The organism is Bradyrhizobium sp. 134, assembly GCF_023074155.1.
Classification (GTDB): domain Bacteria; phylum Pseudomonadota; class Alphaproteobacteria; order Rhizobiales; family Xanthobacteraceae; genus Bradyrhizobium.
Genome location: NZ_JADPKX010000004.1, coordinates 1 through 12,640, shown reverse-complemented (window position 1 = coordinate 12,640; position 12,640 = coordinate 1). Strand labels below are relative to the sequence as shown.

8 protein-coding genes are annotated in these 12,640 nt (G+C 57.8%); 6 read left to right on the top strand and 2 right to left on the bottom strand.

Features of this window, described 5'->3' with window-relative positions:
• Positions 1-1,121: 1,121 nt before the first annotated feature.
• The 6 genes from IVA75_RS00675 to IVA75_RS00650 all read left to right on the top strand — a co-directional run bounded on the left by IVA75_RS00675 (position 1,122) and on the right by IVA75_RS00650 (position 9,010).
• A complete protein-coding gene (locus IVA75_RS00675) occupies positions 1,122-1,841 on the top strand; it encodes a MerR family transcriptional regulator (RefSeq protein ID WP_026232958.1) in 720 nt (239 codons plus the stop codon).
• Between the two features lie 1,340 nt (positions 1,842-3,181).
• Positions 3,182-4,258: a histidinol-phosphate transaminase gene (gene hisC / locus IVA75_RS00670; RefSeq protein ID WP_247289261.1), complete on the top strand. Its 1,077-nt coding sequence runs from the start codon at positions 3,182-3,184 to the stop codon at positions 4,256-4,258.
• 209 nt (positions 4,259-4,467) lie between these two features.
• Positions 4,468-5,496 (top strand): LLM class flavin-dependent oxidoreductase, encoded by a 1,029-nt coding sequence (locus tag IVA75_RS00665; protein ID WP_039799450.1) that lies wholly within the window; start codon positions 4,468-4,470, stop codon positions 5,494-5,496.
• 303 nt (positions 5,497-5,799) lie between these two features.
• Entirely contained in the window at positions 5,800-6,102 is a 303-nt protein-coding gene (locus tag IVA75_RS00660) for a hypothetical protein (protein WP_247289250.1), read from the top strand.
• A gap of 516 nt (positions 6,103-6,618) precedes the next feature.
• Positions 6,619-6,963 carry a hypothetical protein gene (locus tag IVA75_RS00655; RefSeq protein WP_247289248.1) on the top strand — a complete coding sequence of 115 codons (345 nt, stop codon included), beginning with the start codon at positions 6,619-6,621 and terminating at the stop codon, positions 6,961-6,963.
• 1,309 nt (positions 6,964-8,272) lie between these two features.
• On the top strand, positions 8,273-9,010 hold the full coding sequence (locus IVA75_RS00650) for an outer membrane beta-barrel protein (protein WP_247289247.1): 738 nt from the start codon (positions 8,273-8,275) through the stop codon (positions 9,008-9,010).
• Between the two features lie 478 nt (positions 9,011-9,488).
• Here IVA75_RS00650 and IVA75_RS00645 read toward each other — a convergent pair whose 3' ends face one another.
• On the bottom strand, positions 9,489-9,890 hold the full coding sequence (locus IVA75_RS00645) for a LuxR C-terminal-related transcriptional regulator (RefSeq protein WP_247289245.1): 402 nt from the start codon (positions 9,888-9,890) through the stop codon (positions 9,489-9,491).
• Between the two features lie 1,009 nt (positions 9,891-10,899).
• Complete coding sequence (metC, locus tag IVA75_RS00640) at positions 10,900-12,246, bottom strand: cystathionine beta-lyase (protein WP_247289243.1); 1,347 nt, start codon at positions 12,244-12,246, stop codon at positions 10,900-10,902.
• Positions 12,247-12,640 lie beyond the last annotated feature (394 nt).

The window sequence follows — 12,640 nt, the reverse complement described above, 5'->3', positions numbered from 1 at the left end:
GAGAATGAAAGTGAGTGAGCTTCTGGACGAGCAAGGGACTGTGCTGCGCAACAGTGATCCGGCTCACGTCTGGATATGCGAGTTATTGCTGTAGGAGCTATGGCACGTCGTTGTTTCCCGGCGCGCCCGCGCGGCGCCGGGGGCGTGTTGCCCGTTTTGAGTGTGCCTCCACGTCCGACGGATATCGGAGCGATCCTTCGAGGCTCCGTCCTCAATCGCGAGTAACGTTTCGCCAACCGCGCGAGGTGCGCTCGCGTTGAGATACATGCCGGAAATGGTTTTGCGGCCCGCCTTCTCTCATTATACTGGCGCTTTGCGTCGCAGACTTGCGCCGTTGAAGAGCAGCCATCATCTTGTTGCATTCCAGAACCCGATGTTGCCATGCGCGAACAACGCCTTCGCGGCTACAAAGCCATCAACAGACTAGCAGCGCGTCGAAAACGCTGCTAGGTGCCGAGCGGGCGGCCGCGCCACCCATCTGATCAGATCAGTACTTTGTCTGGGCAGCCGTTCGTGAAGCTGTGTCTCAAGAGCAAGCGGGGTGGCATGTACCTGCTTTCGCTTCGTGTGGCGATCAGACAGCAAATGGCCGCTGCTGTGCCAGGATCCAGCGGAAATTGCACAGTTTCGGTCAGGCAGTGTTGGACAAAAGGGAAGTAAACGCCGTGTTGCACAACGGCACCACACGAACGCACCTGTCACATTCTTTCGCGCACGTCGCCGCTCCGTCTTCTTTTTGCCCTACCACAGCCAAACGGCTTCCCCACGTGCAGCGAAGGTGCCGCAATGAAAGGAGCATACTGTTGGAGAAGCCGAGCGGAGTCTACGACCCGGAGGATCTCGCGAGCTTGGGAAACCTTTTTGATCGAGCAATCGGGTCTTTACCGACATGCATGCGAACCGGCGAGAATCGCGTAGCGATCGCCAGACTTGTGATGCAACGCGCAGCGAGGGACGAATTGGCGTCGCTGGCGAACTTGATGCTTGCACTTGTCTCGGCTGATTGATTAACAGCATGCGCTCAGTGCTCCTGGGGTTCGCAGCGAGAGACCATCATCTAGATCATTGAAATCACTTGATTCTCACGTGACGTCAGGTTGTAGGCTTGCAAATTGAGGACCATGACAAAAGCCACACCACGACGGCGCCGATGGCGCATTGGAGAACTTGCAGAGGCGACCGGCGTAACGGTACGCACTCTGCATCATTACGAACATACGGGGTTGTTGACGGTCGCGGAACGTACCGGTGGCGGTCACCGCATGTACGATCGTGAAAGCCTACAACGCGTCTGTCAGATACGGGCGCTACGTGAGCTGGGCTTCTCGCTTCCTGAGATCCGCAAAGCCATCGAGGGACGGTCGTCTCTCACGGACCTATTGCGCAACCATCTCGAGCGAATTGAAATTCAAGTCGCGCGGGCGACATTATTACGGGATCGATTGCGCAATATGACGACGCAAGGTGAGACAGAAGTTAGTGTCGACGAGCTACCGGCCACGTTAGATGCAATGTCGCGGATTCAGGAACGTACCCCCTCGGCCATCTGCACATGCGCCTCTAACGCTAGCCGCGAAGATCGGTGGCGCAAGATTCGGGACGAGCTACGAAGCTGCATGGATCGGGGCGAGCCGCCATGCGGTGAGCGACCAAATGCGGTCGCGCGTCAGGCCCGTTCGCTGCTGACTGAGATCGCAGGAGTTGATTCGACTGTCTCGATGATACTGAAGGTGCTGACGCGATTGACTGAACCACACAATCTCGCCGGCTGGGATGCGAGCCTCATGCGATACCTGGATCTCGCCCTCGCCGCGCTGGAGAGCCAGCTCGGAACGAGTTGACGCACCCGGCTGCCGGACTCGGTTGCTCAAATGTCTCTAACTGAATGAGCTGATGCTGATCCTTGTCTGACTGAGGATCGTTGGCCCGTAGCAATTCGCCTGCGAATGTGCGTTGTCGACACCCTGGGAACTTTCGCTCTGCCAACCTCGACGAGCACGCTTCGAAGTACTTGATCCGTACGTAGCGTCAAATTGTACCTTCTAAAAGTATCGACGCAGCGGCGGGGCGACCTACAGAGCGCCGGCTACGCCGATGGAGACTCCAATGATCTGCACCACTTTTGGAAGTTCCCGGTGAGAGCGCTGGGCGAGAACAATTCGGTGGATGACCGTCTTTGGCCATTGCCGGCGACTCCGGCACGCTCCTTTACCTCCATGCCGCACTCGACGAAGAATGCTGCAGGGGCAGCCGATGTCGCCAAGCTCAAGGCTTCAAGCCAATCTGCTGCAGGTTGCAGGCTACGCTTATGCCCCAGTTCAAGCATGGGCAGGCTCGGTCAGACGGGCGGGCACCGTCGATGCCACGCGGGTCGCTGCGGCCGAACCTCGGGCTCAATCGAAAGGGCCATTGCCACGGTTCGATTCGACTCCAAGGGAGACAATGCCGCCCCTGGGTCCATCGATTACCGCTGGCCCGATAATCCGTCGAAGGGGTCGCGCAGACCTGGCCGCCCGCACCAACACCGCACGGAGCGTTGAATGATGAACCATCCTAGGCCTCGCGATTGCGCGCTGGTCACGTGCGTCGCAGTCGCCGCAGTCGCGGCATTTCTCGCCCTCGCGGCAATGCTATCACAGCTGTCGTACGCGCCCGAACGGCCGCCCGAAGAGTACGTTCCCATTCGTCTGGTACCACTGGAGTGAGCATCACTTCCACAATCGTAAGGCCGACGAACATCGGTGGCTTCTTCCACCTAGTGACACTGATGCGCACCTCGCTCTCGGGAGTGAGCTGCCATGACCTCTTTAGAAGGAACGTAGCTTGTGGCAACATGTCAGGCGTGCGCAGTCTGTCTGCGGATTACGAGTTCAAGCCACGTTAGCCGCGCTGTTCGGCCGAGTGGACGTGGCGTTTCCTCCCCTCTTGAAACAGGTATTCGCCGGGATAACGCCGTGCGCCCGCCTGATCCGCACTGATCGCTGCCGGACTTTGAGCCGGACTCTGATCCGGTGCGGCGCTTAGATCTGAGCCCGCCTGTGGCACCCACCCTCACATTCATGCACGCCTTGCGCTTCCCGGCTCCGAATACGGGGCGCGCATCAGGTAGGCTCGATGAAGGCCGTCAACTGCTCTCGTCGACGAAAGGGAGAACATCAAATTGGATACAAAACTGCAAAATATGCTTTCCTCGCTCTCGCCGGTGGCTCGCGAATTGGATGCTCTGCCGTCCGGGCGGCCTACGCGCGACAATACTTCCGTGAAACTGAATACGAATGAGAACCCATTTCCTTTGCCAGCCATCGTGATGCGAAGCGCAATTGCAGCTCTTGAGGTGCAATACCGCTATCCAGAAGATGACAATATCAGCTTGAGGCAAGCGGCCGCAGCGGCGTACGGGATTGCCACTGATCGCGTGATGGCTGGCAATGGATCGTCTGAACTCCTCAGTCTCATTTACAGAGCCTTTCTTGCCCCGGGCGACAGCATCGCAATGATGTCGCCCGGCTTCTCATTCAATCGCAAGCTTGCCATGTTGCAAGGGGCTCGGTTCATTGAAATTCCCTGGTCTGAACCCGACTGCTTGCCGATGGACGAGCTGCTTTTCGGTCCGGCTAAACATGCCAAGTTCATTCTGCTGGCCAATCCGAACAATCCGACCGGAACCTTCGTTCCGGTCGCTGAGGTCGAGCGCCTCGTTACACGGTCTGACCGATTGATCGTATTGGACGAAGCTTATGTCGATTTCGCACCTGAGGACGGCCTACGCCTCATTCAGCGCCATTCGAATCTTCTGGTCCTGCGCACGCTTTCCAAGAGTCATTCCGCCGCTGGCATTCGCGTCGGCTTCGGTTTCGGCCATCCCGAGCTGATTGGGCGGCTTCGCAACATCCAGAATGTTTTTAACATGAATGTGGTCGCTCATGCCGTAGGCATGAGCGTCCTTGCGCATCGCGACGCCTACGAGGAGAACCATCGCCACGTCAGGTCTGAGCGTCAGCGCGTAGCGGCCGCCCTCTCGGAATTTGGGTTCTCCGTAACGCCTTCCCACGCGAACTTCCTCCTCGCCCGTGTGCCGGTAGGCCAGGGTGGCAGATGGTGGCAGGCGGCGTTGCAAGACCAGAGCGTCCTCGTTGCCTTCTTTCCGGATCCCGGCCTGGAAGAGTGCATTCGGGTTAGCATCGGTACAAAGCGCCAGATGGATGCGTTTCTTGCGGCTGTCGGCAGCATTCTTAAGAAAGTGGGATGCCGTGGCTAGTGAACCCTTCCACTCAGGTCACAGATCCCCGTTCGTCATCGAACAGGACCCACACATGATGCAGCTTCGCGACCGGCCTCAGTCAGTTGTTGTCCGGTCGGCGCATTGCGAGCTGCTGAGAACGGCTTCGCAGCATATGCACGCCAGCGAGCGCTTCTTGAACCCCAAAAACCTAGCGGACTGCGGTCCTCTCTATAGGAGATAACTGAGTGAGAAACGTTCTTCCCTCAAACCTGACCTGCGGCATTTTTGATCATCTTGACGAGGACGGTCCCGATATCGCCAGGCAATACGCGGACCGCCTCGCGCTGGCGGAGGCCTACGACCGGCTCGGTTTCTATGCCTATCATCTGGCAGAGCATCATTGCACCCCCCACGGACGCGGTCCATCGCCGAACTTGTTTCTGTCAAGCGTCATACAACGCACACGGCGACTTCGCGTTGGTCCGTTGGTCATGCTGCTCAACCTCTACCACCCGTTGCGGGCATTCGAGGAGATCTGCATGTTGGATCACCTGAGCAGCGGCAGAGTCGAGGTCGGCCTTGGTCGCGGCTCCCTCCCGATCGAACTGAGCTATTTTGGGGTTGGAGCCGATGTTGCCTCTAGCCGTTACGAGGAAGCTTCCCAAATCTTCGTTAACGCGATGAATGGCGGCCCGCTCTCGTACAAAGGGCAACATTTTGCGCTGAGCGACGTTCCTTTGACGCTTTCACCTCACCAGCGTCCTTGTCCCCCGACATGGATTGCTACAAATCGGCCAGAGTCCGCGCATTGGGCGGCGGCGAATGGCGCTAATCTGGCGTGCATGGGACCCTCTTCTGCCGTTCGCAAAGTAACAGATCGCTATCGCGCTCATGGAAACGCGAAGTATGACACCAACGGTTCAGCACCATTTCTCGCATTACTCCGCATGGTCGTAATTGCCAGCTCTGAAGCAGCCGCCCGCTCCCTCGCCGCGCCAGCCTACGAAACCTGGCTCAAGAGCTTTAAGTTCTTGTACGACCTCAATGACATCCCGCCTCCATCCAACCTGCCCCTAACCTTGGATGCCGCAATTGAGAGTGAACTGTGCGTTGTCGGATCCCGCGCTTCGGTGCGCCAAACTCTTCTCGATCACGTGGAAGAGGCAGGCGCCAACTATCTCCTTTGTCAGCTCGCCTTTGGATCTCTGTCACTGGATGCCTGCCTCAACACAGCAACTGCGATTCACTCCGAGCTCATGGCGGCAGAGCACTGATGGTGAGCCGATTCCAAGCAGTTCGCCCTTGACCATGCAATAAATGGCAACACCGAGGCCCATGAGCACCGCAGCCGGATGCATTTGTCAGGCCGCTCTTATGGCTCAAGTGGCTCTTACGCGCATGAGACCCTTTCGACTACATCACCAAGGTGTAGTCTCGAGGGCAATAAGCGCCGTGCCTCCCATTTTGGATGCGTTGATATTGCCCGCGCAGTGGTTTGCTTGGCCAGGTGAGTTGGCTCACGCTCATCCCGCTTTGGCGCGCCAGTTCGTCGATCGCATTCCACACGAATCCAAGATGTGGCTTATCGCACGGGCGGGCCTGTCGTGACGCGGTCCCGGCAGCGCTCCGACCAGATGGAGGAGATCGCGCGTAAGCTCGAGATCGTGCTGGCGGAGTTGGCTTCGCTGCGCATTCTGCTCGCTGCGCACGGAATTAGCACCCCTCCGCCTCTGCATGAGGACTACCTCACTGTTCAGCGATTCGCAGCGATGAACCACATAAGCCCCGAAGGGGTGCTCTCTCGGATCCGCCGCGGCAAGCTGCGCGCGGAGAAGCGCGGTGGCCGCTGGTGGGTGAAATGCACGGTTTGCACAGCATAGCCGTGCAGTGGCGAGGACAGTTATGGTAGCCGAAACGAACCAATCCGAGATACGGAATCCAGCACGTGAAAATGATCTGCGCATTTAAGTTGCCGCCCTTTCTGCGCTCGACCCGATGACCAATGGAGAATCAAGAGATGATCGAGGTCAACGTGGCGCACGACCAACACACCGTCGCGGGATCGGTAGGCTCGATGTCGATGCACCCAGGCAATCACAAAACGCGCGCGTGGCAGAAGTCCAACTGCGATGCCGCTGCATGTATTGTGGCAAATGGGAAGCGGCGCATACCCTCCGTTTTGCACGTGAGCCACCGCACGCTACCGAGTTACGGCTTGGAGCGCAGGAAAGAGAAGTGCCTTGCTCGCAAATCGCACCTTGCGAGTTCCGCTGAGCATATCTTGAACGTCCGTCTCACGCGGGCTGGGAGGGTCGCCTCGCGCGCCGGTGCGAGACGCGGACAGGTCTAATTTCGCTGGGATAGTCCGAGATTCAGGCTGGAGAAGGAGATGGTCAATGATGTCACCAAGGCTAATGTCAGTTCTCGGGTCGACGGTAGCAGTCGAGCGTATATTTTGGAAATTTCGAGAATTGATTGATGGCGATAGCGCGATCTCACCTGAAGTTCGAGAGACGCTTCATGTAATCCTAGATGCAAAGCTTCTTTCCGCAAAAGATAAGATTATGAGCGACGCGCGCGCTGCGATTGACGCAACTCCTGATTTGCCGCAGGCGGCCCGCGATCGAGCATACCGGTCGCTCGACTTTGCAATGAAGATGTTCATGACCAGTGAACCGCGCCGCGCTGAGGATCCCTTTAACGAAGTTGGTATCTGCAGCGCTCATCCCAAGACGCGTTGATGCAGGACCCGCTCCAGCGATCGGCGCCTCACTGCCGCCGTACGACCCGGTCAAGACCGGTGCTTTGCCCAGCGTGGATGTCGTCGTGCCCTGCTTCAACGAGGGACCGGCGTGCGCTTGCCGCCTGCCTGAGGTCTCTCGCAAGCCAGGGCTTCCGGCAGTTCTGCTCCGCCGCCGCTCCGAGTTCCCGCACGCCGTGGTTCCTAATGCGGCATTCGGCCTTGCTCAAGCAAGGAAATTGCCGATCTGCCACAAGAGGGCGAACGCCGGGCGCCGTCAGTTCGTCGAGCACAAGATCGGGAGGCGGCGTGGAGGGCACGCGCGTGCAGTCAGTCCCAACAGCGCGGTGCAAGGTACGACTGCTGGCCGATTTGACCCGAGACACTGACGGTGACGACGGCGAGCCGGCCGTTCACGGATGATCGGATCGGCAGCCGTGTATTCGCGACCGGCCCTGGACCTTGCAACGTACGTTTGTGTGATCTTAGCATGCGCGGAAGCCATTGCCGGACCGAATTCTAACAAGCGCTAGTGCACACCATCGACAAGGAGCACCTTTCACTCTCCTGCGGCATCTACGCCGGTTCAATGCCCGTGTCCATCTGCACTGGGCCAGAAGGCTGATCCAGAGCCACCGCACGACTTCGAATTTCATCTCGCGCAGGATCAGCGCCGCATTGACCGCCGAATTGAAATCTCTCAACTCGCCTACCTAAACCGAGAGGTTTCCAAGGTTAGGCTCTCCTCCTAGAACTCGATCCGCGATAGTCACTACAGCGGATGCATCATGAAACCTGACGAGCGCCTCGCCGAGGTCCTGGAGAATAGCGCGTGTTTTGATCATGAGGCATCGGAGGTGTGGGCGCAGTGCCTCTCACCCACTGAGCGGCTGGCGTATATTCGAAAGCATCGCTCTCACTTCCGGTTCGCAGATTACGATGACCTGATATCTGTTATACGGGGTCGGCGCTTCACCGGTTGCTCATCGCAGCTCCTTCGGTGGCGTCACAGGATAAGAGCAAGGGCGTTGCAAGGCGCTTTGCTCTTTTCGGTTGCGGTGTGGCTGGGCCTCGTGTGGGTTGCGGTGCGCTTCATCCGCTGAGATCAGCAGCTCGCTTTTCGCCGACGCCACGCAATCTGGTTCGCACGCGAAAGAGCATTGCGAAGCGTGATCCGCAACGCCGCAACCTGACGCAGGGTTCGGTTCAAGCATTCCTTTCCGACGAAATGTTGCGGTGCAGCTACAGCTATCCGTGCGGATGTTGTTAAGACGCGCGAGGCTCGGGGCACTCAAGACATGAGAGTAGAAATGAAGAACTTGTTGCTCGCGACTGCAAGCATTGTGGCGCTCGGCGCGATTGCGCCCGCATTCGGCGCGGATCTGGCTGCGCAGCCCGTCCAGCCTCTCTATGGCAAAGCTCCGCAGCTTGTTGCGGCTATGATCTATGACTGGAGCGGCTACTACGTCGGCTTGAACGGCGGCTGGGGCTCAAGCGCGAATTGCTGGGACTTCAATGGCGGCACACCTGAGGGCTGCCATGATGCGACCGGCGGTACTGTGGGTGGCCAGATCGGGTATCGAAGGCAGACGGGCCAGATCGTGCTTGGTGTTGAAGGCCAGGGGAACTGGGCTGGTTTGACCGGCTCGAATGACAGCGTCGCGTTTGCGGATATCAACCAGACCAAGATTGATGCGTTCGGCCTGATAACAGGGCAGATCGGTTATGCCGTAGACAACGTATTATTTTACGGCAAAGGTGGTGCCGCAGTGACGAGCAATACCTATCAGATTAGCTCGACCCTCACGGGCGCGCAGCTTGGGAAGAGCGACCACATTCTTTGGGGTGGTGCGCTGGGAGCTGGGATTGAGTACGGTTTCGCGCCGAGCTGGTCGGTCAGCCTCGAGTACGACCACCTATTCATGCAGCCCGGAGCGGTGCACTTCGCCGCGCCCGCAGGCGGAACCGATCGCGTCCGCCAGGATTTCGATCTTCTGACTGCCCGGCTCAATTATAAGTTCGGCGGCCCGTTTCTTCTGAAATATTGATCAGCAGTACGAACGAAGAATCGAAAGCCCCGGCCCATGGCCGGGGCTTGTTTTTGCAAGGGCAGGCTTGCTGCATCAAGCAATACCGTTATCCCAGGCGACTAGCTTGCCGCAATCCAGGCCCAAAAACCGCTCCCATATTGATGGGTATCGGCATCCACAACCAAGCACGCTTGCGAAGATCACTGTGATCGCACGCGCGTCATCGATGCGCCGAATGGTCTACCGTCATGGCCAGTCCACGTCGGATTTAGGCGATCGTACGAACCTCTCCCGCCTCGAAAACTCGACCAACCCTCGGCGGGATACGCATCTATGCCCCCGAAGACGACGAGACGACAGGCGTGTCAGCTATTCGCGGCGACAGCATCTTCTGCACCTTGGGCTGAACGTGTCCTCGCTGTCATGTTGCCACGCTGGTCAGATCGATCGCTCGTGACTTCGACATAGGTCGGTACGGGGCAGCGGCGCCGAAACGTCAGATTAGACCGGGGCGAATCGCCTTGGCAAGGCAATGGGTACGGCTGTTCGTCTCTAGCTTTCGCATCGCGTTCTTCAGGTGAAAGTTCACCGTATTCTCGCTGACTCTCAGGATGACTCCGATTTCCCAGGATGATTTCCCCTCTTCCACCCAGCGGAGGCAATCCTTTTCTCGTTCGGATAGGGCCACTTTCATATGGCATTTGCCCTCCGATGAGGGCGCGATTTCTGTAAATGCATGATGAAACTGCCAAGCCAATGCGTTGAGACGACTGAGGCGATACTGAGGGTCGACATCGTCGAACCTGGATGCAAAGGATACGACGCATAGCCGTCCAAATGGTCCGAACAGTGGTACGGTTACGCCGTGCTTCAGACCCGCCTCTTTGGCCTCGTTCAACACACGCACTTCGCCGGGTTACAATTGATCTTGTGAGCGAGTTGATCCCATAGAAACGGCGCCGACTGCATCGTCGTACCGAACCACAGCCCCGTAAGCGACTTGACTGAAGCCCTGTTCGCTCGAGCAGCTCACAAGCAGATCGAACAACACCTCGGGAGATCGACTCTGTTTTGCGCATTCGATGAAGCAAAATAGGTCCATTTGGTGCCTCCCGCCACCGACTTAGGCAATCCGGTGCTGCGTCTTTTGAGTGGATCGATTTGGGCAGGGCCCTGCGCCACTTCGGCCTCATCTTGCTTCGAAGTGCTCGACCGAACGCGACAGTCATACTTCTCGACACGAGCTTCAATCGAGTTGGCTGAGATCGGGTAGCTGCTCGATAGAGAACATTGTGCATGCGCCTCTTCCGGAGGAGGCGGACCTGAAGCGTCCAGTAAATGTCGTCCCAGCTGAGGCGGCAGGAGCACTGCCGCAAGCAGGAGTGTTGGAGAACTGGGCGCCACGTTCACTGCTACAATTCGGACATTCGTCGCAAGAGAGACAACCTTGTTGGTGCTAGCTGAAGAATGTATGTCGCATCGGCAAGTACGCGAACGATCGTTTACGCCTTGGGTCAGCCTCCGCGCCTCTGCTCCGGGGGCCAGCCGAGCTAGTAGACCCGGCGCCCGCGTCATAGGGCACAGAGGCAATTAGACGCAGAAATGGCATGCATCCGCTGCGATATACCCGTTTGCGGTCGCGCCGTAACCGAACGGAAAGCCGGAGATTCCCGGTTGCGCGGTCGCCTATTGCCAAGCGCTCGTGTTGAAAAGCACCCGGACATGTTTGGGCAAGCGAATCATCCGAATACGGCAATGGCCTGCGGCTTAAATGAGATCCAACCGACCGCACACATGGGCGTTGTGCTCACGCACATTGACAGACAGAAGCCGTACGCATGGTTGCGATAGCGCCCCCAAGCGTCGCTCTTATCGGCCTCCTCGCACCATCAATACTGCCCTTGAAATCACCCGTCTCTGCTCTCATCCTGGTAAGCAGCGTCGCTCACGGAGTGTTCGCAGGCGGCTTGCAGCGCCTGATGCATGTCCGCAATGAGATCACTCGGCCTCTCGATGCCGGCGTGAATACGAATCAACGGTCCATCAAATGAAACCTTAGCTTCCGTTCGTGGAGGATCATCGACAGGCAGCGCAAGGCTTTCGTACCCACCCCACGACAATCCGATTCCAAAAAGGCGCAGTTTCTGGAAGAAAACCGAAAGCTGGGCCTTAGGCATAGCCTTCAGAACGACGCCGAACAGCCCACTTGCACCCAAGAAATCCCGCTTCCAAATATTGTGGCCGGGATCGTTTGGGAGCGCAGGGTGTAGAACCCGGCCCACTGCCGGGTGGTCTTCCAGGCTTTGAGCCAGCTTGATGCCATTTTCGCAATGCTGCCTCATGCGAACGGCTAGTGTCCGCAGTCCACGAAGAGCTAAATAGATGTCATCTGGCCCAGCGATCTCCCCGAAATGATGAGCGCTTGGCTGCAGGAGCGGCCACGCTTCCTTGTTAGCAGTAGCAATGCCCAGAAGGGCGTCGGAATGACCAACGATATACTTGGTCGCGGCATGGATCGAAATGTCGACCCCATGGAGAAAGGGTTTGAAATAGAGCGGCGTCGCCCAAGTGTTGTCCATGAGCACGAGCGCACCCGAATGATGCGCGATCGCGCACAGCGCGGGAAGATCCTGTACCTCAAACGTCAGTGACCCCGGGGACTCCAGGTACACAGCTCGCGTTTTTGCTCCAATCTTCGCGAGTAGATCCGAAGGTTGTGTGGGATGGAAGTACTCCACTTTGACCTTAAATCTAGTTAGAACCTCGTTCGCGAATATCCTGACCGGTTCATAGACGTTATCGCAGATCAAAACATGATCCCCGGCCTTCAGGATCCCGAGAAGCGCGTGGGAGCACGCAGAGAGCCCCGAAGGGAACAAGATCGAACGATACCCGCCTTCCAGTTCACAAATGGCAGCCTCGAGAGCGCGAGACAGCGGTGAGCCGAATCGTCCGTAGTTCGTCACTGGATTCTGCTTGCGCCTATCCCACTCTTCGAGGCTTTCCGAAACGATCGTGGAACCTCGATAGACAGGCACATTGACCATCCCGGCGTGTTCAGCCGGCGCGCGACCGAGATGAGACAATTTCGTGTTGGGCTCTGGCAAGCCTTTACCCGAAGGGATCCGATCCATACTTCTCCTATCTGGGATCGCGCCGCTTAATGCGCAGCGAATGCCCACAACGTGCAACTCGTCTCCGGCGCGACCACTCGAGAACTCTGCATCGACGCCCTCTTCGTCATCATATCCCAATTTTAGAGCAGCTCTCCTCCCGCACCGAAAGCGCGGTCAACCGCACAGCGAGACCGTGCCGGACCGCGCTCCTGAAAGTCGGTGGTCAGCTTCATGCAGATCTACAGTGGGTCCATCACTACAGCAAAGGTTGGGCCAGACGCGCGGGGTGCGGGCTGCAGGCGGATTAACCAGGACTGATCGAATGACTCGGCACCAGGCGACTTTCTTGTCGGACAAAAGACGCTGCATGTGGGCTCCTCGCCAAATCGGTTAAATCGGGACGATCTTGATGTGAGTTGACAATTGCACTTGTGTAAGCGCGAATTTCCCTGCACCTTTTGCTTTTGAGTGCTCTGATGCATGAGGTGTCCACCAAAATAGGTGGACACCTTGTGATGGCAGACGATGATCA